We start from the raw sequence: 26,373 nt of genomic DNA, 5'->3' as shown, positions 1-26,373 counted from the left end.
CTCGAATTATTGTAGTTGAACCTGACCCCGGAGTTCGCCATTAGGATTGGTCGTGGTGTGAATATTTACATAAGCCGTTCCATTTTTCATCTCGTTGATCAGATCACTATAGCTGATTCCATTCACATCTGCCGGGGTGAAGGTACCTTCAACCAGAGTACCGTTGATGGCTCCCGTGGTCGGTCCCGTATATAAATTTACCCGAATAGGTCCATTGACCCCTACCGCACCGGAGTGAATATGAGCCGCCGTTACACCTGAAATGTTAGAGAGGACAACCTTAAAATTAACGGTATTATCCTTCTGACTAAACGTGGCTGCACCGCTGGCGGTTGTGGAGACCGGGGGCACTTCGTTGGCACCGTTTAGCACGACCAGATAGCGAAATTCAGGTACCGTTTCGGAGACCGATCGGATTCCTGCAGATTGGATATAACCATTATAAGGTGTTGGTAGGAAGGGAAAGCCGTTCAGGAAAACCTTATCATTACCGTCTACTCCATCGCTCAGAGCGTTATTCGGCGCTATGTTGAAACCCGGAACCAGGACACCGGCCATGACCCGGAGGGCAATATCTACCACATCATCGTAAACACGGCGTCCGTTGGGAAACCCAGAGATATCTCCATCGATCACTCCCAATCTGCTGAATCCGGCATCCCCGGGTTTTTTAGGGGGTATGGCTACATTCAATCTTAACAAATCGGCAATGGGTGTACCACTACAGGTGGGTGAGGCATTCGGGCAGTTCAACCCGGGTACTCCGGTTAAGAGGGCCTGCACAATATCATTCCGGGGTGCCGAAGGTACATTCACACCAAACAACTGGCTTAACAGCGTAGCCACTTCAGGAAATTGATAGAAGAAAAGGAACTGGCTCTCATTGTTAGGATTACTGGTATTCCATTGATCCTTGAGGGATGCCGGAATAATGACTTCATTGACCAGGGGATTTGCCAGACGGGAAACTTGTTGAAGCTGGTTACCCACCTTTCGACTGGCAGAGGCATAAACGCCGATAATGGCGTTGGGATCATTGGGATCGGTAATTAACTGATGATTCTTAGTCACCGCCGTAATAGGAAGCTCCAGGGCAATCGTATGGACATTGAGACCTGCCAGAGCATCCACTCCTCTGCCTCCATTAGCTCCGGTCACGGTCCTGAGTTGCAGGAGATCGAAAATGGCCCCCAGGTCGGCATAGAATCCTTCTTCGCGTTGACCGGCAAAAACACGCATGGTTCCCCCGCCAATCTGAGTAGGCAAAGGTATGGATCCGATCCCGAAAAAGTTGGTGGTGTCAGGATCCGGTACAGAGTTGCTACCCACATAATTAGGGGGAACGGTCAATGGAAAAGGAGTTAATAAGACCTGGGCTTTGGGTTTATTCGTTGGTCCGGCAATGCCGGTTATGGTATAGGTCTGATAAATATTCTGATTGGAGTTAGGATTAAGCCCTGTCAACGGACCGAAGTTGTAGAGAAAGGTGAACGGATTTGAGATAACAGTCTGAAAATTAAACCGAAAGGTAAGGTCTTCGGTAGCATCCCCATCACTGAAATCGTTTACGATGTGTATATCGTAAGTTACCTGATCCGAGAAGTTATAAAAATTAGGTCCTCCTGCCGGAGCTTCAAAGGGAATGTAGTTGGCAAGAATGACCAGCTTAGTAGGATCTTCTGGACTTACAAAGGCATAGGTATCGGTATTATCGGCCGTAGGATCCTCTGCAATCAGAGGGGCTTCTCGATGGCTGGCGGCTTTAGGACTCGTTCCACCGGGAATAAGAAGTAAGATTATTAAAAATACTGCAAAAAATTTAGATGTTCTTCGAGTTACTTTCATATAGAATCCTCCTGGTTAACTTTAGGGAAACCCATCAATGTTCAATTATAATGCTTTCTCATACCATCCCTTTCATATTGAAATTCGACCTCCTTGTAAGGGTATGCGAGAACATATCCTTCCATTGATGACTCCTTTCAAAACGAATCTGGTATGGTTCTAAAGGAAATACGAATAAAAGAATCGGTTGGATTTACAGGTAAGGAGAAAAATTCATAGGAAACTCCAGTATCGCTTTATTTTCAGATTGTTTGTATGGCAATTTAAAGGATCAGAAGAGTTTGGTAGGGACTCAGGAGTCTGGAGTCCAAAGTTAAAGCAAAGCTGAAACATCTTCTCCATCGGAATAATCCTATTCCGAGGGGGTTAATTTCTTATGGACTCTGATTTTGGCTTCCCGGTACTTTGTTTACTTAGCTTTGCGTAGCTTTTAAACCACTTCTCACCCCTTTATTTGTCCCAAGAAATACGGGTTAAGATTAAACCTCCCAGGATCAGTCCAAATCCGGCCAGCTTAGCTGTACTAAAGGTTTCATCCAAAAACCAGGCAGAAAGTATCCCACTGAGAGGTGGAACGAGGAAGGTAAAGAGGGAAGTTCGGGCGACTCCCTGACGGGCAATAGCCCAATTCCAGATGGAATAGGCCACATAAGAAGGGAATATCGCCGAATAGATCAAACCTATCCATCCATACAAGGAGACTCCCAACCAGTTTTGCTTCAGGGTAGGAATCAAACAGATAGGAGCTAAAAATCCGGTTCCGAAGAATAAGGTATAAGTCATAATTTTAGTTGAAGAATATCGGGTAATCAAGGATTTGTTCAAAATACTATAGATGGAGAAAGAAAATGCAGCTCCGATGGTCAGGAGATCGCCCCATCCCGCCGTTGTCAACCGAACTCCTTCCATTTTCTCGGAGACAAACCATATGACCCCGATAAAACCTAATAAAGTACCCGTCCATTGGTAAAAATTGATTCGCTCCAGCCGAAAGAGGGTCAAAATCAACAGGGAGAAAAGGGGCATGGTACAATTGAGTACGGCCGAGGAAAAGGCGGTTGTTCGACTTAATCCTAAAATATAACCCAGTTGATAAAAGGTAAATCCAAAAAGCCCGGAAATTATAAAATAGGGAAGATCTTTTGGGTAGGTATGAAAATTCCGCTCCTTCATCCATAGAATTATTATCCCCAGCAGGGTGTTAAGAAGGATTCGGGCAAAGAGGAAAGCGAAAGGATCAAACTGAGGGAGAACCATCTTGACCACGATAAAACTATTAGACCAGATGGCTACTACCAATAACAAAGCGAGATCCACCAGCCGGATAGGCAGGGACTTTTTCATGGTAATTGCTTGTCCTCACTCCCAGTCCCTCTTCCATGGCGTGGGAGAGGAGAGAATAAGATGTTAAAATTTCTTCTCTTGGTCCCCCCTCTCCCAAAGCCTTGGGAGAGGGGTTAGGGGTGAGGGTCCAAATTCTTTCATTACATAAAGTTGGGAGTATGAAGCAAAGATATCTTCTCAGCCTGATCAAGGGGTAATCCGATAGATTGAAGTCTGTGGATTCGGTTTTTGTGCATACGTTGATAAAGCCGGTGGACATATTTCATACCTGCTCGAATTTGCTCAGGACTCTCTCCACCTCCGGCCAGGAATACCAACGCATCCTGTACGAGGGGATTAACACCGGATACGGATCTCATATAATCGGCCCGATCCTGCACTGCTTGTAAGAGCTTTTGAGAATGGGTGGCATCTCGCTGGAGATAAAATTTCAGGTGGGTGATTCCAAAACGGACATGACGGCTTTCATCCTGGCGGGCTCGTCTCAGGATCTCGGCTGTCACCGGGTCAGGTGCATAGGTCTCAATAAACCAGAGAAGATCTAAAAAGGTACCTTCTCCTAATACGCTTAAAAGAAAAGAAGCCGTGGTGAAATCCTCCTGATCATAGAGGGTTTTGAGAGACATTTGAGTAGAAGTCGCCGAATATTGTAATCCCCCTCCATTAGCCAGAGCACGTTTAGTAAAAACCTCAATATGACGGGCTTCATCAGCCAGTTGGGTGCCTAAGAATAATACCACCTCGGTGAATTGGGGATTAATCCGGGATATAAACTTGCCGGGAACGTAGAGGGCCGAATACTCATTTTCGACCAGAAAGGTCATCAACTGACAGACAGCCCGCTCTAAAAGTTCTGGAAGCGGTTTGAGATCTCCCCAGGGAATATCCTTTACGGCACTCCATTGATTTTGAGCTGCATGCTCGTATAACGCAGCAATCTCTTCACTCCAGACCTCTTCCTTTCTGTTGATCCGAAACCCATATCCTGGAAAACCTTCCTCTCGAACGGCTCCTCGTGGAGCAAATCCAACGGTTTGGGGGGCTTCTTCGGGTACAAAGGCCAATCGACCCACTCCCCAGTCTTCCATGGAGATACTTCCATTTTTCTGTCGCCTCGGATGAAGATCCCAGTCAGGCTTTTCGGTTACGTTTAAGGTGGTGGCCGTTCCTCTTTGAATCCAATACTCGTTATACGATCCAATTTTCTGGCTTTCACACAGACTGTGCCCCGTCCAGCGACACCAGGGACCTATTTCGTGCTCCACCATCGGATTCTGGGACCGTATAACCAAAATCTCTCCGGGATTCATGGCATCTAAATACCGCCTCAGCAAAACCGAAAGCCCACTTTCCATATCCAAACCTCCGGCTTCACAAATTATATCCGGAATCCTGGATTCTTTTACCTTTGAATTCATCATGCCTGACCTTCCTTAAAGGGGAATAGTTCAAAATAAATGCAAACCTCCAAGAAAACAATAGGGAATTCTATACAAATCTAACAATTCCAGAAAGATGGACCGTTTTATCCCAACCGATAATCCTGGCAGGGGTCGGATTAAAGGATTCAAGAACCATCCTTCCAGAGGAATCAAGAATTTTAGTTACCATCGATATGTTCTCTAGAAGCTTCTTGCACTTTGCTTCTAGAGAACAGGTATTTTCTGTATATACCTATACGGTATTAAGGGAAGATGTGGGTGTGAACTGAATTTAGCAGGGAGATTACCTGGCTGCTGCCAGAACTGCTTCATAATTAGGCTGTTCGGTGATATCCTTTACGTACTCCACATACTTAACCTTGTTATCGGGGCCGATTACAAAAACAGCCCGTGCCAGCAAACGATCCAGTGGCCCTCCACTGATTAAGACCCCATAATTCTTACCAAAGGAGGCTTCCCGATGATCACTGACGGTAATAACTTTATCGACATTCGTTGCACCACACCAGCGTTTTTGAGCGAAGGGCAAATCCATACTCACACATACGATTTCTACATTAGGTATTTTGGCCGCTTCTTCATTGAACCGCTTAGTTTCCATATCACAGACCGGTGTGTCCAATGAGGGAACCGATGCGATGATCCGGGTTTTACCGGAAGAGCTATTCAATGTATAATCACTCAGATCTGCTTTCTGGACTTTAAAATCCGGAGCCGTTTGACCGACTTTTACTTCATTGCCAACCAGTGTAACCGGATTGCCTTTAAAAGTAACTGAAGCCATTGTTACCTCCTTTGCTGATACCCCCTCACCTCCATCCCCCCGGCCCCCCCAGTTCCCCCTCTCCTGTGTAGGGGCGGGAGGCCTCCCGCCCCTACGGAGAGGGGGAACTGGGGGTGAGGGGAGAGGGAGGGGGGGGGGAAAGGATATGATATTCCTTTGCGTTTTATAAACCGGGGGCAGGTTCCAAACCTGCTTCCAGGATAAAGAATCTTAAGTCTGGATGGGTTAAAGGTCAAGATGGAAGACTCCTTAATTTTGACTATTTTTATTTAATTCCTGATAAGTAAAAAGGCGAGTCCAATCTTTGTATTCTTTACCATCCACTTCCACATAAATTTTAGAGAGGGCATTGACCGGACCACCGTCCTGTGGCGGAGACATAATAAGATCACGACCCTTGGACCATACCACACGCCGTTCGTCCAGGTTTCCAAAATAATAATTCACTATGTTGGGGTCTGGGCCATGGTAGCCGATAGCCGTAGTCAATTCCACCAATTTCGCATTTTTTTCTGTGAGTTTGATATCCCCGGCATAAATATCGGCAATAGCAGCATCGAGGGGAATCCAACCCAAATTAGGTGCGTAAAATTCAACCCAACAGTGATAGCTTCCATCGACTTCAACCCCGTTAAGGGTGGGCTTAAGTAAAGAACCGTAAACCAACTGGACGGGAATACCCAGGGATCGTCCCAGGGAGGCATATAGCGAGTGAAAATCCGTGCAATTTCCGGTTTTGGTCGTCAGACAATACTCGGTATCACCAAAGGCAGAAGCCTTAAGGTTATCAGGGTCTTTGACCCAATAGTCGATATTCTCGATGGTCCAGTCATAGAGCTTGCGGGCTATGATAACAGGATTTTCTTCATCTCCTGCGATTTGCCTGGCAAGTGCTTTTATTTGATCATTAATAATAATATGGGTAGCGGGTTTAAGGTATTCGGCCAGTTCTACATGCTCTTTCTCGTTGAGCGGACGGGTAGCGGTGGGTTGAAGATTGTTCCTAATTTCGGTACGGGTTAAGCTAAACCGCTCCCGAATAACAATTTCCTTCTGCTGAGGGGCTTGAACCTCTAAATAACCTACTTTGTTACCCTGGGAATCCTTATGATATTGAACGGGATAATCCGATTCTACAAGGAAATCTTTGATTTCTGAGTAGGCATCCTCCTGAGGAACGGTAAACCAGGCCCGCACAACCTTTGCTTCTGGGGGAACCTGAATTACAAATTCATTTTTGATGGCAAAGGAGGCCTGCTTAGGCTTTAAATCAGATGTGGAGTTACTCGCCTCTGCTTTTGAACCGGTTATTACCAGGAAGGAAACGAGGGGTACCATAATTACAGATAAATAATAAATAAACAGTCCAGTTAATTGTTTCATTCTTTTCATTCCTCCTTTTTTTATGGATTAAGCGTTAATCTTCATAAAGTTTCTGTTCCCGAACTGCTTCGGTCAGATTTTTGTAAAGGTGAGTTCGGGCAGGTCTCCATTCTTTAAGACCTTCCAGATCCATCATGTATCGATGTTCCGGGTTGTTATAATCCATTTTGAAAAGGGTCTCTGTCCATTGTTTTTCGAGTTCTGGATCAAAGTCTTCTAAAGCGGTGAAATTGCAATGATCAAAGGGCTCTGTAGAGGCAAGGATCTTAAGCCGGGTGGTATCCAACTTTCCCTCATTGGCAAATCGAATCCAGTTAAGATCGAGCATGGCCCCTGCATCGGCTTCTCCCCGTTGTACGGCCTTCAGAGCTTCCTCTTCACCTCCGATATGGTCTCCATGTTTACCGACCATCCAGTTAAAGCGGAGGATCTTAATATCCTTTTGAATATCTATGCCCTGCTTGCTGAGATAATGGAGGGGAAGGATAGAAGCCTGAGGGGAATCTATGGCTCCAAGGGCCAGGGTTTTACCTTTTAGATCTGCCAGGGTCTGAATACCTGTATCTATCCGTGTATAAATTTTGGAGGTTAAGTTTTGATCCGTATCCCTCATGGCCAGGGCTTTACAGGCACCTTTGGTTAACATTTGGGTTCGAACCCAGGCTAAGGGAGAATTCCAGGCAATATGGATATGTCGCTGGACGAGGGCTTCCACCAGACTCTCATAGTTACTGTACAAAACATAGTCTAGGGGAACTCCGGAGTCTCCGAAGTATTTTTTTATAATCTCCCAGATGGTTACAACTTTGGGGTCGTAGGCCACTGCGCCTACTATAATAGATTTCTGACGACTCATAAAGGGAAGAGAAGCTGGAGGCTTGAGCATTGAGAGACTTCTTCGATCTCTAAATCTCCAACCTCAGCCTATGCAAATAGATCCATACCAACCAGGGCTTTTCCTATAAAATCATAAAGAATATCGGAGGTAGGCGCCATGACGGCTCCGGCCCGACTATCCCGAAAATTTCTCTCTACTGTGAGATGCTTGCTGAAGGCCGCACCCCCACAGGTCCGCATGGCCAATTCGGTGACCCGTAAGGCCATTTCATTACAGGCCGCCTTACATTCCAAAACTCCCAGAAGGGTTGTTGCATCCGGTTTTTCCATTTTCTCCGCCACCTTATCTACAAGAGCCCGACAGGCATCCACTTCCATTCGCATTTTAGCCAGATTGGCTCGTATGTTGGGAAGGCTGGCCAGGTTGGTTTCCAGGTGTTGAAATCGAGTTTGTATTGCGTGCTGGATACTGGATTGAAGGGCTGCTTCTGCAAGGCCTACCGAAATGGCTGCATTTCCAATCTGGAACCAGGGAAGTACATGTTGAAAAGCAGCATTAAAACCCGTACCCGGTTCACAAACCCTTTGATCGACCGGAATAGAAGTGTTTTGAAGGGTCACCGGTGCGCTATCATTACCCCTCAATCCCAACCCATCCCAGGGACCTTCTACCTTAATGCCGGGAGTGGTCGTAGGTACAAAGTACATATTCCATTCCATGGGCCCTTTAGCGTCGGGAGCTTTGGTAGATAGGATATAACTATCGGCTTGGGAAGCACTGGTTACCCAGGACTTCTCACAACTAACAATATGAGTCGACCCATTCTGACGGGCCTGACTGACCGGGACCCAGAAATGACTCCGAGACCCTTTTTCGCTAAAGGCCAGGGTCGTCAAATGGCGACCGGCCACAATGTCCCTTAAAATTTGATCTCCCTGGACAGGTGGATAAGCTTGAATGGCCGCCGTACCACAAATGTGCATAAGATAAACCATGGCGGTGGAACCACAATATTGAGCCAGAATATCTACCACCGCCGCAAAGGTTTTTGGACCTTCTCCCCACCCCCCATAAGAAGTCGGTACAATAAGTCCCATGAAACCTGCTTCCTGTAAGGCTTTAATACTTTCTTTGGGAAAACGCCCTTTTTCATCTACTTCCCGGGCATATTTGTCTAACACCTCTTGCCCAAGCTTTTTAGCTTTTTCTACAATTCGCGTTTGATGCTCATTTAAGGCATACATAAAATCCAAGGCTTGTAAGGGAAAGGATACCCTGTGCCTTTTCCCATTCTCCCCAGGTTATCAACCCTTTAGGAGAGATCCTTTCCCTCAAAGGCAAAATGATCCGTGGAAAGGACAAACGGAAAATCTTAAAGGATTTAATAATGATTTCTCTGAGGGTTCCTGTTTAATCTAAATTAATAGAAGGATCTCAACAGGGGCCAATAGATAATTTCTATCCGGCAGGGGCGATAGCTTAAGCTTTTTTCTATGCCAGATAAAGCAAAGTTTGATTTACAAAGACCGAGAGAAGATTTTCAAGGCAAAAATCAATCCTTAAACCATAATTTCAAAGCCGTCTCTCCCAAAATGGCAGCTTTTTCTGATTCAGATAATCCCAAATGAATTTGAAAGATTTCAAGGTGCTGTTGATAAGTAACCTTAGGAATCCAGAGTGAAGTTGGAAAATCACTCCCCCACATACACCGCTCCGGCGTATAGGCATCGATGATCTGTCGTGTCATCTCGAACATATCCCGGCAAGGAAACTCTTGTTCCGATCCCATAACGACAAATGATAACTTCGCATACAAATTTTCGAATCGGGCTAAATCCAGAACCTTTTGTAGATATTCCGACTGCGGGTGGTCAGAAGCTTTCAGGTTTGCACAATGATCCAGCACAACCGGTACATCCGGGAATTCATTGAGTAGACTGGCCAGAGATCGAAGATTCGGTGGATTAAGTAAAGCACACACCACCATCTTCAATCGCCTGGCCGCTTCCCATAATCGGCGATGCCCGGCAAGTACCGAACCGTCTGTGGGCCATCCCTGGGATACCCTATTACCCCGTACTCCCACAGAAAGGGCCTGTTCCAAAATATCCAGGGAGTGAACATCGAAGGGATCAACGTTCACAACCCCTGTCATCCAGGACCGGTTATCCCGTACAGTGTCAAGAATCAAACGATTGTCATGGCCATAAGCGGTGAAGGTTTGCACAACCACCACCCGATCCACCCCACTCGTACGCATCTCGTTCCTTAAATCTTCAAGGGTTCCTCGACCGGGGGGTGGTAAATAGGGTTCTGGAATTTGAGGATACTGCGTCGTATCTTCAGAATAGATATGGGCATGGGTATCTACAAGTATCATAGGCCTCCTCCTGATCCCATAACTAAAAGGGAATTAAAAGGAATTTTAAAAATCATATAGGTTAATCTGTATCTGTCTTCTCGATTTGAGATTTGTCCGGATTTAAAGTCTCGCTATTTCCGTATACCGAAAGCAATCTACCAGGTGATCATTGACCATTCCCACAGCTTGCATAAAAGCGTAGCAGATGGTTGAACCGACAAATTTGAAGCCACGACGTATTAAATCTTTGCTTAATGCCTCAGATTCGGGTGTTCGGGCCGGAATCTCCTGGAGCGTTTTCCAGCTATTCTGTTTGGGCTTTCCGTTTACAAATCGCCAAATATAGGCGTCAAAGCTGTTAAACTCCCTCTGCACGGCAAGGAATGCTTTAGCATTTTGAATGGCAGCCATGATCTTGAGCCGATTACGAACAATACCCGGATTGGCAAGAAGTTCGTTGACTTTATGGATATCGTACCCGGCTATGATACGTGGATCGAAACGGTCAAAAGCCATACCATAGGTATCACGTTTTTTTAAGATAGTTTCCCAACTCAATCCAGCCTGCATACCTTCTAAAATTAGAAACTCAAATAAGATCCTGTCATCATGCACCGGTACACCCCACTCTTTATCATGATAAGCTATATACCATTCTGTTTTAGCCCATGGACAACGTTTCATGATAAATTCTATCCACCTGAGTAAATAACGGATGTTCTTCTAAGAAAATAAACCGTAACATCCCAGGACGATAAAGCTCTTTATATTTCTCCCTTTGTTGGAAAGTGGTTGGAACGCCTGTCTCTGCAGAAGCATCCTCCATCCCTTAGAGATTTCCTTCACCCTCTCTCCCCAAACTTCTTTGTTTAAATTTTGACATAAAACTTTCCAGCTCGGCGAGCAGGTTTTGCTTTTCCCTTTGATCCAGAAAAGAGGCCTTGAAAGAGTTTCTTACCAGGCGATAAATATGATTTTGATCCAGGTTTAAAGCTTTTTGTACGGCCAGGAAATTCTCTTCTATATAACCCCCAAAGTAAGCCGGATCGTCAGAGTTTACGGTCACACAGAGTCCCAACTCCAGCAACTGCTTGAGATTGTGTTCCTGGAGGCTATTAAAGACCCGAAGTTTAACATTGGAAAGGGGACAGACGGTCAGAGGTATCTGCTCGGCTACAAGCTTCTCTACTAATTTTGGGTCTTCTATACATCGAACTCCGTGATCGATCCGGGATACCTTAAGTTTCTTCAACGCCTGCCAGATATAATCCGCCGGTCCTTCTTCACCGGCATGGGCAACGGTCAAGAATCCTTCTTCCCGCGCCTTCTCAAATACCCGGGTGAATTTCTCCGGTGGATGTCCTACTTCCGATGAATCAAGCCCAACCCCTACGATCCAGTTCTTGAAAGGTAACGCCTGCCGTAGGGTTTCCATAGCAGCTTCTTCACTAAGATGCCGTAGAAAACACATAATGAGCTTAGAGGAAACGTCTAACTGTTGACGGGCATCGACCAAAGCATCATGGATTCCCATCACAACTGTTTCAAAAGATACTCCCCTACGGGTATGAGCCTGAGGATCAAAAAATATTTCTGTATGCCGAACATTCTGAGCTCGTGCCTTTTTCATATAAGCCCAGGTCAGGTCGTAAAAATCTTCCTCGAAGCGTAGAACCTGCAGGCCTTGATAATAAATATCTAAAAATGATTGGAGATTTGTAAATTCATAAGCCTTACGCACTTCTTCCACAGAGTTAAATGGAAGTGATAATCCATTCCGATTCGCAATCTCAAACATGAGCTCAGGCTCCAACGAGCCTTCAATATGAATATGTAGTTCTGCCTTTGGAATATCATGAATAAATGATTTCACTCTGTGCACCTCCTTATTCATCCGCCTAAGATTATCGATGCTCCGCAAAGAGATTTTTATCTGAACGCCATTCTGACTTTAGCTTTATTAAATCTATTTACTTCTTTATATGAATAAAATGAAGAGTGGAATCTCTCTCTTTCAATCTTTTTTTCTTAAGTCCTTAGGGTTCCCTTAACAAACTGCTCCGAAGTTAAATTCTAAAGATCCAAAATAACTCAAAATGGATAAAACCTGGGGGGTTGTCTTATTACCATAAAGTTGAAATTATCCTCTTCTTACAAGGAGAATAGATTTTCACAATATATTAAAAATTTAATAAAACCGAAGTATAATATTTCAAGTTTGGATAAATCCTTGACAGAAGAGTAAAAGAAGCAGGATAGTTTTTTAAGGAGTGTAATGGAGTATCTTGTGAAGTTAATTCTATATAGTTCTCTGCTCTCACCTCCGGCCCCTCTCCCCTTGTGGGAGAAGGGCGCCGGCAAATCTCTAAATCAACCCCCTAAGCGCCCTCTCTTCCGAGGCTTCAGGACAGGGGGTTGGGGCCTATGCACCAGGATAAGAAGGTTAGTCCCGATGGGGGGACCTGTTTCACAGGCCGCTCCTCCGGAGCTTGAAAAAATTCTGAATGACTGGATCCCCCGACTTGTGTCGGGGGCTACCGACAGCTCGCCCCTGACGGGACTTTTCAGCTTAACCTAGCGCGTATGGGGCTGGGGGGGGGTAGAGCTGAGGTTTAAACTTTACAAGGTAGTATTCAAGAAGAGGAGTGATGGGCCGGTCACTCCTCTGAGAGGTTTACGCGGCCTATTCAATCAGAAATGGTTTTACAGGAGTTGTTGAAGGATAAATAGTAAGGCAGAATCAGAGGTCGATAAAGAAAATTTCTGCTTACTAATTATCCATCTCTGACCATCATGAAGGCGGAACGCATGCACAAACAAACACGGGAATCTGTTGGGCCTCCTCCGGTCATCCAGCCGGGATATACCTTTGAATCCATCACAGATAAAATCAGCTCCATTGTATTAACCCGTAAAGTTTCCTGGGGTTGGTATGTGGGTTTCGGGCTATCGTTTATGATCGTTATGCTACTGATGTTCGCAACCGGCTATCTCCTGATAAAGGGAGTTGGAATCTGGGGTATAAATATTCCCGTTGCCTGGGGTTTTGCCATTGTTAATTTTGTCTGGTGGATTGGAATCGGTCATGCCGGAACTTTGATATCGGCTATTTTATTACTGTTGAGGCAAGAATGGCGGACCTCTATCAACCGCTTTGCTGAAGCGATGACGTTGTTTGCAGTGGCCTGTGCAGGCCTCTTCCCGCTTCTTCATCTTGGACGGCCCTGGTTCTTCTATTGGCTACTTCCCTATCCAAACACCATGGGGATTCAACCCCAGTTTCGAAGCCCCCTGGTATGGGATGTATTTGCCGTCCTGACTTACTTTACTGTATCGCTGTTATTTTGGTATGTTGGATTAATCCCGGACTTAGCCACTCTACGCGACCGGGCGCAAAGCCGCCTGGGTCAAATTATTTATGGTGTTTTGGCCATGGGCTGGCGGGGTTCTGCCAGACACTGGCACCGTTACGAGACTGCGTATCTTTTACTCGCCGGATTAGCCACGCCTCTGGTGGTTTCGGTTCATACCGTTGTCAGTTTTGACTTTTCCATATCCATCCTTCCAGGCTGGCATGCAACGATTTTTCCCCCTTATTTTGTCGCAGGGGCCATTTATTCCGGTTTTGCTATGGTGCTAACCCTGGCCATTCCCCTTCGGGCCGTCTATGGACTTGAAGATTTCATTACCTTACGGCACCTCCAGAATATGGCGAAAATCCTCCTGGCCACCGGACTCATGGTCGCTTACGGATATCTGATGGAGACTTTCATGGCGTGGTACAGTGGGAACCGTTACGAAGAGTATCTGATTCTCAACCGGATCTATGGACCCTATGCCCCATTTTATTGGGCCCTTATGGCATGCAATGTAGTCGTACCCCAGGTACTTTGGTTTAAACGGGTGAGAACAAGTGTGTGGGGACTCTTTATCATTGCACTTATCGTCAATACGGGGATGTGGTTGGAGCGCTTTGTTATTGTTATTACAAGTTTACATCGAGATTTCCTCCCCTCATCCTGGGACATGTACTATCCCACTGTATGGGATGTAGTAACCTTTATAGGAACCATCGGCTTATTTCTTGCCCTGCTGTTTCTATTTATTCGATTCCTCCCCATGATTTCTATCTTTGAAATGCGAACGCTTCTACCCCAGGCAGAGGTGAGGGAACTGGCCGATTATATTGAAGATTAATGCCAAGAAACTCTTTCAAAACCCCCCCTTTCTTAAACCTGCCCAAAGTAGGGCGAGACATCATTTCGCCCTACTTTGGGTTTTTACTATTACTTACCCAGCCACGATACGATTTTTTCGAGATAGCCGCCCTGTTCCTTTGAGTATCCTAACACTTTGAACCATACCGGATCATCTCCCGGCTTTTCTTGCCACTTTAGGGAGGTATCTGGCCCTTTGTCGAAGTAGACCCTTGCCAGGAGAACCTGGGGATATGTTCCCTGGACTCCAAAGAGCTTTTCAATCCTTTCTGCTTGCGTGTTCTTCGTACCCGTCACCGTTCCAGAATCCACAACGAGAAATACCGCTTTATCGGCCAGAGCAACCATTTTATCATCATAGATAATTCCATCCACATTCATTCCCCCCGAGAACATAATCACAAGAGGTTTTTCCAGAAGAAAAACAGCTTCCAGGGCTTTATTGAGATCTCTGAACCACGTAATTTTGGATTCATTTTTTTCCTTTGCCTTCTTAGCTTCCTCCCCAAGATCCGAATGAGTCGGAGCCGAATAATCCTCATAAATTTCAAATGAGCCACCGGCTACCTTCTTCCCCTCGATATATAAGTCTACCCGATAAGAGCCAGGCTCCCAGTTCCCAGGATTCTCCCAACCATAACCTAGGAGATGGTAAGATTGGGTCCAGTCGGCATCTCGATGCGCTTCTTTTGGTTGTCTTGTAAGAACACTGCCATCTGGACGATACCAGATAGATTTAATGGTAAAGTCCGTTACAGGTTTCTGAGTAGGAGGCGTAGGTTCCCAATCCAGGAGTAATTCCCAATTAATGAGTCGGGCCTTTGATTTGGCAAAGCGATGTTCATAAGCCCTTTGCCCATAGGGAGGTACTTCTTTACCACTCTCGAAGAACTGCAACGAATTTACTGTAGCCCGAAGGGAAGGAATATAAGTTGCCGGGCTTTCAGGTTCTGGGGTCTTGTCTGTAACCTTTCCGGTGGAGGGACCTGCCCCATAAATTTCAAAGGTACCACTTGCAACTTTCGTTTCCTCAACAAATATATCCACCTGATAAGAGCCGGCCTCCCAGCGATCAGGCTCATCCCAACCATAACCGTTATTATGATAAGACCAGGTCCAGTCAGACTGGAGGGAGGTTTGATGAACCTGCCGTTTAACGAGCGTAATAGGATTAGTATCCATACGGTACCAGAAAACTTCAAGGGGCAAATTAACCCAGCGACCCGGAGCCGGATGTTCAAGATTAAGTTCCCAAAAAATGTACCTGGTATCTGACTTTGCAAAACGATCCCTATAAACTCTCTCCTTATGGGGAGTCATATCATAACCGCTCTCAAAAAATTTTAAAGAAGTTACTTTGGCTTTAATAGATGGGATAAGATTCGTGGGTGTTGAGGTATCAAGCATTTTTTTACTGGTATCTTCATCGAACATTTTTTTACTGATATTGTCCAGGAAGCCGAAATCTTTTGTCTTAGATATTTTGAACGAACCCCTGGCGATCATATTCCCTTCCACATACAAATCTACATGATAAGAACCGGCTTCCCAATGTCCCGGCTCATCCCAGCCATAACCAAAGGTTTGATAAGACCAGGTCCAATTGGGTTCTATAGAAGTCTTTAGAACCTGTTTTCTAAGAAGACTTCCATCGGGACGGTACCAGAAAGCCTCGATGGCAAGGTTAACCTGACGACCCGGGGCTGGATGTTCAAGATTCAGCTCCCAAAAAATGAATCGTGCCTCTGAATCTCCAAAACGAATATCATAGTTCCTTTCTTTGAGAGGTGGTGCGGTGGCCCCACTTTCAAAAAACCATAAGGCCGTCACCCGGGCCTTAAAAGAGGGAATATAACCTGTTGGATTTTCGGCCCAGCCATACGGGGATAGAAGCAGCCCTACCAGGACCATCCCCAGGGTGGAAACCAGTAAACTTCGTAAGCGGGGCTTTTGCGCCCATAGCATAAAAAAGTATTTCATAGGTCCTCCTTCTTTAGGTCTATAGGTTGTTTAACCTACGACAAGATTGGATTTATTCGAGGTTTTGAATTATCCTGAATATCCTTCAGGTTTTTTATCTTCTAAAATTAGAAACACGGCAGTAGGGGATGAGTTAACTCCTCAACGGGATTTTTCAAAGAGGCAGGCTAATCCTATTTCTACTTGAAATGTTGTAGAGTGGTAGGGACAACTTCCAGTTGCTACGCTATCTAATAGCTACTTTCTCTAAGGGCGACTCCACAGGTTGTTCCTAAACATCCAGCAACATTTTTATATGGAATGATACCATTTTCCCATTGAAACACCGTATAAACCCTGAGGGTAGCTCTACTTCTGGCTACCCTATTCAGGGGTAATTACAAGGATCACCCTTACGCAAGCAGGTAATCTTTTCATAACGAATGGGCATCAGGATATTAATCTGACCTTAGCAGGTATCTTCCAAAGTGTCAAAGAAAATTGGATGATGGTTTAGGATTTAAATTCTTTGTTAAAGAAGGAAAGTCTATAACCATTCCAAAACCGTTGGAGTTAATTGGAAAGGAAGGGAAAGATTTTGGATGAGATCAGGCGGGGGTCGTATAGCGTTTCTCAATAGCTGCTTTGATCAGATGACGACTTTCCTGAGGAGAAAGGTTGGTTTGTTCCTCGATGTGGCTAACTTCGGTTGCAAGATCTTCGTCTTTGATTGCCTCCCGGAACCAGCGGGAATAATCTCCTCTTTGGAGATGGTAGAGCCAAGTGGTATCATCGACTCTTTCTGCCAGTTGGATGAAAAGCACGAGATTTTGGGCGCGTAAATTAAGTTTTCCCCCAGGGCCTCGGAAGTAAAAGCTTTTATCCGGGCCAAGCTCTCCCTCTGCGTATTTACGAATATGGCGGCGACGTTCTACACGGGGTAGAACACTACGAAACCAAAAGGGATCCGTATGGGTTCGCCAGGACCAGAAAAGGGCTTCACCGGGTTCCAGGGTTATCGGAGCAACGATCGGTGGACGTTGACTGAGGGTTTCACTGAAGATTTGAAGGGTTTGCTCCGGTGAGGTACCAACTTCTTTCCCTTCAGACTATCGAACCAAGAATCTATTCTTGGTTCGGTTCCTTTAAACGATTATATTTTCCCATTACTTCTCTCAGACGATCCTGGGGAATAGCGATTACTTTATGATCGTCAACTCCTACCATGGTTTCTGCAGCAATTAAGGCATTGATAATTGCTTCTTCGGTTGCCTGCACCGTTGCTTCAAAGAAAGGATTCAGTTGTTGGTTTGGAAGCATCCTTAAGGGTGCAACCCCTTCAGAGCCAGCAATTCCAGGATTTGCCGTTGAAAAGGCGATAAAAAGATCCCCCGAGCTATTCAGAGCTACCCCTCCAGTTCGCGCAATGCCCAGAGATACCCGTCGAGCAATCCGTTTCAATTGATGGGGTAATAGAGGTGCGTCTGTTGCAACAACCACAATGATGGAACCGTCGATTTCAGGAATCAGATGAGCTTCCTTGGGAGCATAAGGTGGATCTTCGTTAATCTCAAGACCGACCGGAACTCCTGCAATTCGAAGTTGATCCCTGCGACCAAAATTGGCCTGTACCAGCACACCTAATGTGTAAGTACCGGATTGTTCGCTAAGTTTTCTCGAGGCTGTCCCAATACCCCCTTTGAACCCGTAGCAAATCATTCCGGTACCTCCGCCGACATTCCCCTCCAAGACCTCTCCCGATCTGGAATTTTCCAGAGCTGCCCATACATGCTCCCTCCGAATGTGAAATCCGTTAATATCATTTAAAAAACCATCATAGGTTTCAGCTACCACCGGATAAGAAAAGGGTTGAAACAGCAGACCATTCTTTATCTGCCATGCTATAACAGCATCTCGAACGACTCCCACACTATGGGTATTGGTGAGCATAACCGGACCCTCTAAAAAGCCGGATTCCTCCACCCAGGTAGTTCCCGTCATCTCTCCATTACCGTTCAGCGAGAACCAGCCTGCAAAGGCCGGATCTTTGGATTTTTTGCCCCTGGGCAATATGGCAGTAACCCCTGTTCGAACAGGCCCAACTCCCACCTGGAGTTTTCCATGACCGAAGATGAGAGTCGTATGTCCAACCTCTACCCCTTTCACATCGGTAATAGCATTGAACGGTCCTGGCGTTCCTTCAAACGGAATCCCCAGATCCCGGGCCCGGGGTTTGCCCTGAACCGACATAGTGTGGAGAACCAGGAACAAGACAAGAAATAAGCTTAGGATTTTTGGCACAGGTCTAATTCCTCTCGAATCAGGTTACGTTGGACAGGATCAAAGAACCCGAATTACTCCATCGTCCGCACTAAACGAAAACCCAGTCGACCAAGACGATTATCCGGAGCATACCAATCCCGGTTTGCGGATCGACAGAACCGTGCGATAACGTTCCAACCACCCCCACGAACCGCCCGATTTATACCTTCAGACGGTCCCGGTGGATCTATATCCGGACTGTATTGATAATAATTCTCATCATACAGGTCCTGTAACCATTCCCATACGTTCCCATATACATCGTAAAGACCCCAGGGATTAGGTTTGAGCTGACCCACCGGATGGGTTCGATTTCCAGAGTTTTTCGCATACCAGCCATACTGGGCTAACAGCTCTTTATCATCCCCAAAAAAATACTTGGTTGTAGTTCCCGCTCGCACGGCATACTCCCACTCCGCTTCTGTCGGCAGGCGATAGTGCTTTCCACCTTCCCGGGCATTCAGCCGGTCGATAAACTCCTGAACATCGGGCCAGGAAACGCTCTCCACCGGATTTTTAGGATTTTCAAATCTACTCGGATTCTTTCCCATGACGGCAACCCATTGCTCCTGAGTGACCTCATATTTGCCCATGTAAAATGCCTTACTGATCGTTACCCTGTGCTGAGGCATTTCTTCCCGTGTTGCTTCCTCTTCTCGACTCTTATCGGCACCCATTAAAAAACTACCTGCTGGAATTAACACAAACTCCATGCCAATACTGTTTGTAAATTCCCCAGGAGTTGAGGACGTTGGAGAGGCAAAAAGCCCGTCCTGTGAAAAAATAAGTCCCACGATAAAACTAAGAAACATCATGGGATAGAGAAAGTATCCAACGATTTTTTCCCTTCCAGGAATCCCCCTTCTTAGAACTTCAGTTATTGCGTTGAAACGCATTTTTCCCTTCCACCAGGATCCTTTCATCCTGTTACCTTTTTCCATCTAATTTTGAATAAGACATTCTCAATTAAATTGACTATCCCGGGTAGTTTTAGACACTACCTGTAAGTTATAGTAATAGCCCCCTCTTTGCAACTAAAAGGGTCGGAATATCCACTTCAAATTTTACCCGGCAAGGTGAAGCAAGACCCATCTTATGGAATATTTTTTTTGTTACAATGGGCTACAGAAACCGAAACTATTTGTAAGATCTCTTTCGGATAATTTATCCGGGATAGCTCTCTACAATAAGGATTCAAGGACTGAGGCCCTGCTATCAGATAATAGTCACCAAAATTTGCACTACGCCTGGAATAAATCGGCTTTCTGATGGTTCTTTCAATATCTAAAGCCAGGCGCATATGGACTACCTCGTTATCAATCACTATAGGTTTGTTTTTATCAAGGTCTTTAACAAGAAGACCCGCCGTATCTTTATAATCTGGACGCGTTTCTATCCTATGAAAATAAATCCCATTTTCATAAGCGACCAGGTAAAGGAGGGAAAGGATAAGAATGTAATCCAGAATCCGGTACTGTCTTCGGGATATTAAACTGGAGATAATGGCTAATAGAAAAAAGACAACCCCATTAACATAAAAACTCCCTCTCAAAAAGTAAATTCCTGCCGATAAACACACTCCTGAGAAAATCCAAAAAGACAGTCGACTAAATGTTTGGTTTAAGGGCTTAGGAGGGTTTATATGAAAGGCGGCTACGACAGCAAAAAACGGAAATGCCGGCATCAGATGCCTGCTTCTACTACCGGCAATTATCATGAAAATTAAAAACGAACTGGCAAAGATCAGGAAACTGGATTCGTAAACCTCGTTTTTGATTTTCTCCTTTTTGAAGGTAAAAAATAGAACCAAGGACCAGGGTAGTAAAGCTGCCAAAACCTCCCAGGGATAAATCAGCAGATAAGATAAAAATTTCTTAAAATTTCCCTTTGCTCTCCCTCCCACCTCGAATAAAAATCCATTTATAAAGCTATGGCTATCGGTGCGAAAATAATATAATACGACCCAGGTTAATGGAAGTATTGACGAGAACAGCAAATGAAAAAATAAAGACTTTAATCTTTTAATCCTGATCTCCGGATTCAATAGAGCGTGAAGGATCAGGCCGGGATAGAAAAATAAGGGTGATACCCCCTTGGTTAGAATTCCCAACCCCATACATACCGAAGAGATCATAATATATCTTATATCAGCAGGATTTTTAATATAGAAAAAATAGGCCAGCCAGGTGAACAAAACTTGCAGGATTTCAGGCTCTGCTTTGTTTCCATACTCATATAACATTGAATAATTGGTCACCGACACAACAAAAGCAACAAAGGCCATATCAACGGAAATTCGTAACAAAAGGAGGTAAACGGTTATACCCACCAACAGTAGAGAAGCCACAGAGACTATCCGGGCATTAAAATTTGAAACAATCCCATCTCTGATGGAAACAGCCACCATTAGCCAGTTATGTAGAGGAGGTTTTTTATGATAAAATTCTTGATAAACTTTTGGAATGATATAGTCTCCGGTTAGGATCATTTCCTGGGCAATGATAGCCCTTCTTGGCTCTTCGTGGAATAAAGGAACCCGGTTGATATACAGAATAAGATTAACAAAAATAAAAACTAATATCAGAATGACCTGTAGGTGTCTGCTTGTTCGATATTTGTCCTTCAGACTCCGGGATAAGGATATAAATCTTCTATCGGATCGATGAGGAAGATCTCGAAAGGTTGTAAACCTGGAAGTTGTAAGAGATTTTAAAGAAAATCGCCGCAATTCTTTAAACTTCGGTAAAAACAGACTCTACTATTACATAATAGGTTCTATTCGCCTGTGTCAAGGATTAGTGGAAGATTTTTTATGTTTTTAAGTATGGCCTCCATTAGATTGGATCTCATTATACGATAACCCTTTTGACTCCTCTTCCCTTCCAGGGAAGAGGGAGCATTGAGACCTAGGCAATCCCCGAGTTCCCCTTTCCCGATGCAGGAAGAGGGCCAGGTTAGTAAAAAAGATTCCCTTGAAAGATTCCCTCCAGGGGGGAATGGGGTGAGCAACTTTCTAAATCCCCCTGGAGGAGGCAAGGGGTCTACGTGCCAGGATAAGAGGGTTAGCCTCGGCGGGGCGACCTGTTTAACAGCTACAAAGCTTGAAGAAATTCTGAATTTCCGAATCCCCTAATGGGGCTTTTCAGCTTAACCTGACGCATAGGGGGGCAAGGGGGTGTCTAGATCCCAGGTCCGATAATCGAGTCATGAAAAATCGACCCCGCATAGAGATTGAATACTGTACCCGGTGCCGCTGGCTCCTACGTGCGGCCTGGATGGCTCAAGAACTCCTGACGACGTTTGAGACAGAATTGGGAGAGGTTGCCTTGATTCCGGGGACCGGGGGTATTTTCGAGGTACGGGTGGACGGGGAAACCGTCTGGTCACGTAAAGATCAGGGACGCTTTCCCGACCTAAAAGAACTGAAACAACGGATTCGTGATCGTGTTGCCCCGGGTAAAGATCTGGGGCATTCAGATCGTTTCAGTCCGTGCTAATGGTTTGCCGGGGAAAGGGGATTATCCATCTGGCCAGAGCATGCCAGAGGAGACCACCGAAAATCAGCCCCAGTCCGACGAGCCAGGTTTGTCGTTCCACCCAGAAGGCCAAAAAAAGACAGGCTATCAGACCTAAGCCTGATATCCAGGGTGGATAAAGTCTTTGCTCTGCTGAAAGGCGTAGGGCGGCTAAATTGGTAAGGGCATAGTAAATCAGAACTGTAAAGGCGCTGAACGACCAGGTTGTTTTGACGTTACCGATAAGCACCAGTCCTGCAATGACAAAGCCAACCACCAATACGGCCCAGTAGGGTGTTGTTTGGGCTTTATTAAGGCGTGCCAGTGAGGTGGGCATGTCCCGGCGACGACCCATAGCCAGAAGTACACGGGACAGACCCAGGATGAGATTGAGGAGGACACCCAGCATCGCCGTCATAGCTCCAATGGCCAGAATCTGAGAGCTGAAAGGTACTTTGAATTGCCGTGCAGCAACTGCCAGGGGCGCTACCTGGGTGTTGGCCGCCACACTCAATTTTTCGGCTCCTACGGTGCCAACACCCACCAGTGCCACTGCGGTGTATAGCCCCATGGTGATCAGCATAGTGGCTATAATGGCTCTGGGAATTGTATGGATGGGGTTGTGAACCTCCTCACCTAATGTGGCAATCCGTCCATACCCTGTATAGGCAACAAACATCAAGGCAGTAGCATGGAATAGCGCGGCCAGGGGGCCACTTCCTTCTCCAGAGGTTTTGAAGAAAGGGGTAAGATTCATAAAACCGCCGGAGATGACCAGGGGTAGACCGACCATTACAAAGAAAACCAGAGAAAAGAGGGTCGTTGTCACGATGAAGAGGTTGGCAAGATGGGAGCGTTGAATGCCACCCAGGACGATCCCAACAAAGAGAATTACGGCCATCAGAGCGCTGGGGATTAAAAATTCTCGCGAAACACCCAGAAAGTTTAGCAAGTAACCGGCAAAACCCAAAGCTGCGGTTGCCGCAGAGGTAGATTTAGCCAGTAAAAACATCCAACCTGCTGTAAAGCCCAACCAGGGAGTAAGGTATTTATAGCCATATTCATAGGTACCTCCGCTGACCGGATGGCTGGCAGCAAGCTGGGCACTACTCAATCCATTACAGAGGGCTACCCCTGCGGCCAATATGACCGCCAGAATTACCGATGGGCCGGCAATTCCTGCCGCAATACCAATACTCACGAATACTCCCGTCCCAACCATGGAACCCAGACCCATGAGGATGGCCCCCCAAATTCCCAGTTCTCGTTTGAGTTGGAGCATAGATTAATCTTCCGAGGGTGAAACCGACCTCCGTCTGCGTTTGGTCTCACTTCGATGGCGTTTGGTCTTTAGCCGATGTTCTTTTGAAGCCGGAGATGGTTTCGTTTTACGACGGGGCTTAGGCTCTTCGGAAGCTTTGCGGATTAATTCTATCAATCGATCCAGAGCATCCCGACGATTTTGTTCTTGCGTACGAAATCGCCGGGCGTCGATCCTCAATATCCCCTCTTTGGTGATCCGTCGACCGGCCAGATGAATTAAACGCTTACGGACATCTTCCGGTAAAGAAGGGGAGTTAACCACATCGAAGCGAAGTTGCACACCGGTAGCAACTTTATTGACGTTCTGTCCGCCTGGACCGGAGGTACGGATGAAATCCTCCTGAATCTCGCTCTCATCAATGGCCAGAGAGGGTGTAATTTGAATCATACCCTGGTTATTTGTTCAGTTCCATCCTGGCAATGGCTTCACGATGCACTTCATCGGGTCCATCTGCAAGACGCAGGGTACGCGCATGGGCCCAGGCCCTGGCCAGGCCAAAATCCTCACATACCCCGGCACCCCCATGGGCCTGGATGGCCCGGTCGATCACCCTCAAAGCCATATTAGGAGCAACGACTTTAATCATGGAGATCTCAGCACGGGCTGCTTTGTTACCCACGGTATCCATCATATAAGCGGCTTTCAACGTGAGGAGTCGAGCCTGTTCGATCTCTATTCGTGAGTTGGCAATATCTGCTCGAATGGTACCCATCTCGGCCAGGGGTTTACCGAAGGCAACCCGAGATTTAACACGTTTGCACATGGCTTCCAGGGAACGTTCGGCTAATCCGATTAGACGCATGCAATGATGGATACGGCCCGGTCCTAACCGACCCTGGGCAATCTCAAAACCCCGACCTTCACCCAGCAAGATGTTCGATACCGGAACTCGAACATTTTCATAAATAACCTCGGCATGCCCGTGGGGGGCATCGTCGTAACCGAAAACCGTCAGCATCCGTTTAACGGTAATCCCCGGGGTGTCCATGGGGATGAGGATCATGGATTGTTGTTTATACTTGGGAGCTGTTGGATCGGTCTTACCCATAAAGATAATAAGCTTGCACCGAGGATCCCCGGCCCCGGAACTCCACCATTTGCGACCGTTAATAACATACTCATCCCCATCTCGAACGATACTGGATTGGATATTAGTGGCATCTGACGAAGCCACATCGGGTTCGGTCATGGCGAAGCAGGAGCGAATTTCCCCAGCCAGCAAGGGTTTGAGCCATCGCTCCTTCTGCTCCTGGGTCCCATAACGTACTAGAACCTCCATATTACCCGTATCCGGGGCCGAGCAGTTAAAAACCTCAGGGGCTATAGGGGATCGGCCCATGATCTCACACAGGGGAGCATATTCCAAATTGGTAAGACCGGCTCCATATTCACTATCCGGCAGAAACAGATTCCATAATCCTTCTGCCCTGGCCTTCGCCTTTAATTCCTCAAGAATGGGGGGAGGTTGCCAGCGATTTCGTTCAATCTGCTCGTAATAAATCCTCTCGTTGGGGTAGATATAGGCCTCCATAAACTCCATAAGTTGTTTCTGAAGCTTCTTGACTTTATCAGAATAATCGAAATTCATATAACCCTTCACATTTCTGTATCTGGTTTATTTGACTTTGATGGATCGGCCCTTCCTTTACCTGTCCTGAGCGCGTTGAAGAATGATCTTTGACTATCTGCTCTGGTGTAGAGGTTGAGGATTACCCCTCGACCCGACTCGAGGCAAACGGAGGAAGGAGTACCTTGTAAAGTTAGATTTGAAAAACCGTTCTCCCCTCTCCCCCTCCCTCCCCGTCCACGGGGAGGGAGGGGGTGAGGCGGGGAAGAGGGGAGAGAATAACCCAAAATTGACTTTACAAAGTAATAACATATCCTCCGATTATCAAAACCAAGATAACCAAGTACAGATCATTTTTTTAATAAAACTTTCCCCTCTCGGCTGCCCGAACCGCGATTCTACTCAGGAGAATTACACGTTGAAGCAAGTTAGCAAATCGTTCATCCTGCGTGTATCCTTTAACATAGCGATAGTAAATTTGCTGGACAATGACGGCGGTCTTGAAAAGTCCGAAACAATAGTAAAAAAGAAGGTTTGAGAGGTCACGGCCGGTTTTTCTGTTATAACGTTCGGCAAGCTCACATCGGGTCATGCTGCCCGGCCAGGTAGTTGGGCCCGGACCTCCGGCAGCCATCTGGTGAAACTCTTCATCATCGGCCTGGACCCAATATCCCAATGTGGTACCCAGGTCCGCCAGCGGATCACCAAGGGTACACATTTCCCAATCCAGCACGGCAACAATGCGGGAAGGATCTTGGGGGTCCAGCATGAGGTTATCGTATTTATAATCATTGTGGATGAGGGTGGCACCGCCCTGCCGGGGTATCCGTTCCATCAGCCATTTACTGATCTGGCCAATATAAGGAATCTCATCGGTTTGGGCATTCCTATAGCGCTGGATCCATCCTTCCACCTGTCGCCGGATATAACCTTCGGGTCGACCCAGGTCTCCCAGACCTGCGGCTTGATAATCGATACCATGCAAATCAGCAAGGTTATCAATGAATGATTCTGACATACGCCGAACGGTCTGGGGATCCAGGTGAAAACCGGGGGGCAGACTCTGGCGGAGAACGATCCCATACCTTCGTTCCATCAAGTAGAAGGGAGCCCCGAGGATAGAGGCATCCTCACAATACAGGAACGGACGTGGGGCCGGTGGATAAACCTTATACAGTTTGCTCAGCACCCGATACTCCCGGTTCATATCGTGGGCCGATTTAACCCGATTGCCGAATGGCGGGCGACGCAGTACCATTTCCTTTCCATTCCAGCGTAGAAGATAAGTCAAATTGGAGTGACCTCCGGGAAACTGCTCGACCCTAAGCGGTCCGGAGAAATCCGGTAGATGCTCTCGCAGGTAGGGCTCAAGGCGATGAAGATCTAATTCTTCACCCCTCCGAACAGGTTGTGTTTTATCCAGATACTCGATCATTACTCCTAAGGGTCTCTTATCCTCAGACCCCTTAAT

The 26,373-nt window shown here is 46.2% G+C and carries 22 protein-coding genes; 2 read left to right on the top strand and 20 right to left on the bottom strand.

Annotation, left to right across the window (positions count from 1 at the left end; all coding sequences use genetic code 11):
- Positions 1-6: 6 nt before the first annotated feature.
- The 11 genes from VNM22_05280 to VNM22_05230 form a co-directional block, all read right to left on the bottom strand.
- Entirely contained in the window at positions 7-1,845 is a 1,839-nt protein-coding gene (locus tag VNM22_05280) for a DUF4331 family protein (GenBank protein ID HWP46552.1), read from the bottom strand.
- Positions 1,846-2,295: 450 nt separating this feature from the next.
- Positions 2,296-3,189: a DMT family transporter gene (locus tag VNM22_05275; protein HWP46551.1), complete on the bottom strand. Its 894-nt coding sequence runs from the start codon at positions 3,187-3,189 to the stop codon at positions 2,296-2,298.
- Positions 3,190-3,329: 140 nt separating this feature from the next.
- Entirely contained in the window at positions 3,330-4,610 is a 1,281-nt protein-coding gene (locus VNM22_05270) for a hypothetical protein (GenBank protein ID HWP46550.1), read from the bottom strand.
- Between the two features lie 304 nt (positions 4,611-4,914).
- Positions 4,915-5,415 (bottom strand): thiol peroxidase, encoded by a 501-nt coding sequence (gene tpx, locus VNM22_05265; protein ID HWP46549.1) that lies wholly within the window; start codon positions 5,413-5,415, stop codon positions 4,915-4,917.
- 249 nt (positions 5,416-5,664) lie between these two features.
- Entirely contained in the window at positions 5,665-6,798 is a 1,134-nt protein-coding gene (locus VNM22_05260) for a transglutaminase-like domain-containing protein (protein ID HWP46548.1), read from the bottom strand.
- 34 nt (positions 6,799-6,832) lie between these two features.
- Positions 6,833-7,684 carry a PhnD/SsuA/transferrin family substrate-binding protein gene (locus tag VNM22_05255; GenBank protein HWP46547.1) on the bottom strand — a complete coding sequence of 284 codons (852 nt, stop codon included), beginning with the start codon at positions 7,682-7,684 and terminating at the stop codon, positions 6,833-6,835.
- A 38-nt stretch (positions 7,685-7,722) separates the two neighbouring features.
- Positions 7,723-8,880, bottom strand: coding sequence for an acyl-CoA dehydrogenase family protein (locus tag VNM22_05250; protein HWP46546.1), 1,158 nt, complete (start codon positions 8,878-8,880; stop codon positions 7,723-7,725).
- Positions 8,881-9,188: 308 nt separating this feature from the next.
- Positions 9,189-10,016 (bottom strand): amidohydrolase family protein, encoded by an 828-nt coding sequence (locus VNM22_05245; protein ID HWP46545.1) that lies wholly within the window; start codon positions 10,014-10,016, stop codon positions 9,189-9,191.
- 102 nt (positions 10,017-10,118) lie between these two features.
- Positions 10,119-10,682 carry a DNA-3-methyladenine glycosylase I gene (locus tag VNM22_05240; protein HWP46544.1) on the bottom strand — a complete coding sequence of 188 codons (564 nt, stop codon included), beginning with the start codon at positions 10,680-10,682 and terminating at the stop codon, positions 10,119-10,121.
- Positions 10,660-10,824 carry a hypothetical protein gene (locus VNM22_05235; GenBank protein HWP46543.1) on the bottom strand — a complete coding sequence of 55 codons (165 nt, stop codon included), beginning with the start codon at positions 10,822-10,824 and terminating at the stop codon, positions 10,660-10,662. The genes VNM22_05240 and VNM22_05235 overlap by 23 nt, the downstream gene beginning before the upstream one ends.
- Positions 10,825-10,827: 3 nt before the next feature.
- Positions 10,828-11,871, bottom strand: a complete 1,044-nt coding sequence (locus VNM22_05230) for an adenosine deaminase (GenBank protein ID HWP46542.1) — start codon at positions 11,869-11,871, stop codon at positions 10,828-10,830.
- Positions 11,872-12,806: 935 nt separating this feature from the next.
- On the opposite strand from VNM22_05230, the gene nrfD reads away from it, so the two are divergent.
- A complete protein-coding gene (nrfD, locus tag VNM22_05225) occupies positions 12,807-14,195 on the top strand; it encodes an NrfD/PsrC family molybdoenzyme membrane anchor subunit (protein ID HWP46541.1) in 1,389 nt (462 codons plus the stop codon).
- A gap of 89 nt (positions 14,196-14,284) precedes the next feature.
- Here the strand turns inward: nrfD and VNM22_05220 are convergent, their stop codons facing one another.
- The 5 genes from VNM22_05220 to VNM22_05200 form a co-directional block, all read right to left on the bottom strand.
- Complete coding sequence (locus VNM22_05220; GenBank protein ID HWP46540.1) at positions 14,285-16,195, bottom strand: hypothetical protein; 1,911 nt, start codon at positions 16,193-16,195, stop codon at positions 14,285-14,287.
- 587 nt (positions 16,196-16,782) lie between these two features.
- Complete coding sequence (locus VNM22_05215) at positions 16,783-16,998, bottom strand: hypothetical protein (protein HWP46539.1); 216 nt, start codon at positions 16,996-16,998, stop codon at positions 16,783-16,785.
- Positions 16,999-17,299: 301 nt separating this feature from the next.
- The gene (locus VNM22_05210) at positions 17,300-18,475 is read right to left on the bottom strand and encodes a P1 family peptidase (protein ID HWP46538.1); all 1,176 of its coding nucleotides are present in this window, start codon (positions 18,473-18,475) and stop codon (positions 17,300-17,302) included.
- Between the two features lie 53 nt (positions 18,476-18,528).
- Positions 18,529-19,392: a formylglycine-generating enzyme family protein gene (locus VNM22_05205; protein HWP46537.1), complete on the bottom strand. Its 864-nt coding sequence runs from the start codon at positions 19,390-19,392 to the stop codon at positions 18,529-18,531.
- A gap of 197 nt (positions 19,393-19,589) precedes the next feature.
- Positions 19,590-21,224, bottom strand: coding sequence for a glycosyltransferase family 39 protein (locus tag VNM22_05200; protein ID HWP46536.1), 1,635 nt, complete (start codon positions 21,222-21,224; stop codon positions 19,590-19,592).
- Positions 21,225-21,702: 478 nt separating this feature from the next.
- Between VNM22_05200 and VNM22_05195 the strand changes: the two genes are divergently transcribed.
- Complete coding sequence (locus VNM22_05195; GenBank protein HWP46535.1) at positions 21,703-21,993, top strand: SelT/SelW/SelH family protein; 291 nt, start codon at positions 21,703-21,705, stop codon at positions 21,991-21,993.
- Here the strand turns inward: VNM22_05195 and VNM22_05190 are convergent.
- The 4 genes from VNM22_05190 to VNM22_05175 form a co-directional block, all read right to left on the bottom strand.
- A complete protein-coding gene (locus VNM22_05190) occupies positions 21,980-23,293 on the bottom strand; it encodes an APC family permease (protein ID HWP46534.1) in 1,314 nt (437 codons plus the stop codon). The two genes, VNM22_05195 and VNM22_05190, sit on opposite strands and share 14 nt — an antisense overlap.
- Before the next feature lie 3 nt (positions 23,294-23,296).
- Positions 23,297-23,722: an alternative ribosome rescue aminoacyl-tRNA hydrolase ArfB gene (gene arfB / locus VNM22_05185; GenBank protein HWP46533.1), complete on the bottom strand. Its 426-nt coding sequence runs from the start codon at positions 23,720-23,722 to the stop codon at positions 23,297-23,299.
- Between the two features lie 7 nt (positions 23,723-23,729).
- Entirely contained in the window at positions 23,730-24,923 is a 1,194-nt protein-coding gene (locus VNM22_05180; GenBank protein ID HWP46532.1) for an acyl-CoA dehydrogenase, read from the bottom strand.
- 337 nt (positions 24,924-25,260) lie between these two features.
- Positions 25,261-26,337, bottom strand: a complete 1,077-nt coding sequence (locus tag VNM22_05175) for a phosphotransferase family protein (GenBank protein HWP46531.1) — start codon at positions 26,335-26,337, stop codon at positions 25,261-25,263.
- Between the last annotated feature and the right edge of the window lie 36 nt (positions 26,338-26,373).

It is taken from the genome of Candidatus Limnocylindrales bacterium, from assembly GCA_035559535.1.
GTDB lineage: Bacteria > Moduliflexota > Moduliflexia > Moduliflexales > JAUQPW01 > JAUQPW01.
The sequence above is the reverse complement of the archived record's forward strand: the minus strand, read 5'-3'. Positions and strand labels throughout refer to the sequence as shown.

What these genes read in the sequence shown, in the direction of transcription:
- VNM22_05255 (HWP46547.1), bottom strand. Translation starts at nt 7,684, where the DNA reads ATGCTCAAGCCTCCAGCTTCTCTTCCCTTTATGAGTCGTCAGAAATCT.
- VNM22_05180 (HWP46532.1), bottom strand. Translation starts at nt 24,923, where the DNA reads ATGAATTTCGATTATTCTGATAAAGTCAAGAAGCTTCAGAAACAACTT.
- VNM22_05260 (HWP46548.1), bottom strand. Translation starts at nt 6,798, where the DNA reads ATGAAACAATTAACTGGACTGTTTATTTATTATTTATCTGTAATTATG.
- VNM22_05220 (HWP46540.1), bottom strand. Translation starts at nt 16,195, where the DNA reads ATGAAATACTTTTTTATGCTATGGGCGCAAAAGCCCCGCTTACGAAGT.
- VNM22_05175 (HWP46531.1), bottom strand. Translation starts at nt 26,337, where the DNA reads ATGATCGAGTATCTGGATAAAACACAACCTGTTCGGAGGGGTGAAGAA.
- VNM22_05270 (HWP46550.1), bottom strand. Translation starts at nt 4,610, where the DNA reads ATGATGAATTCAAAGGTAAAAGAATCCAGGATTCCGGATATAATTTGT.
- nrfD (HWP46541.1), top strand. Translation starts at nt 12,807, where the DNA reads ATGCACAAACAAACACGGGAATCTGTTGGGCCTCCTCCGGTCATCCAG.
- VNM22_05280 (HWP46552.1), bottom strand. Translation starts at nt 1,845, where the DNA reads ATGAAAGTAACTCGAAGAACATCTAAATTTTTTGCAGTATTTTTAATA.
- VNM22_05235 (HWP46543.1), bottom strand. Translation starts at nt 10,824, where the DNA reads ATGGAGGATGCTTCTGCAGAGACAGGCGTTCCAACCACTTTCCAACAA.
- VNM22_05205 (HWP46537.1), bottom strand. Translation starts at nt 19,392, where the DNA reads ATGCGTTTCAACGCAATAACTGAAGTTCTAAGAAGGGGGATTCCTGGA.
- VNM22_05240 (HWP46544.1), bottom strand. Translation starts at nt 10,682, where the DNA reads ATGAAACGTTGTCCATGGGCTAAAACAGAATGGTATATAGCTTATCAT.
- VNM22_05190 (HWP46534.1), bottom strand. Translation starts at nt 23,293, where the DNA reads ATGCTCCAACTCAAACGAGAACTGGGAATTTGGGGGGCCATCCTCATG.
- VNM22_05275 (HWP46551.1), bottom strand. Translation starts at nt 3,189, where the DNA reads ATGAAAAAGTCCCTGCCTATCCGGCTGGTGGATCTCGCTTTGTTATTG.
- arfB (HWP46533.1), bottom strand. Translation starts at nt 23,722, where the DNA reads ATGATTCAAATTACACCCTCTCTGGCCATTGATGAGAGCGAGATTCAG.
- tpx (HWP46549.1), bottom strand. Translation starts at nt 5,415, where the DNA reads ATGGCTTCAGTTACTTTTAAAGGCAATCCGGTTACACTGGTTGGCAAT.
- VNM22_05195 (HWP46535.1), top strand. Translation starts at nt 21,703, where the DNA reads ATGAAAAATCGACCCCGCATAGAGATTGAATACTGTACCCGGTGCCGC.
- VNM22_05245 (HWP46545.1), bottom strand. Translation starts at nt 10,016, where the DNA reads ATGATACTTGTAGATACCCATGCCCATATCTATTCTGAAGATACGACG.
- VNM22_05250 (HWP46546.1), bottom strand. Translation starts at nt 8,880, where the DNA reads ATGTATGCCTTAAATGAGCATCAAACGCGAATTGTAGAAAAAGCTAAA.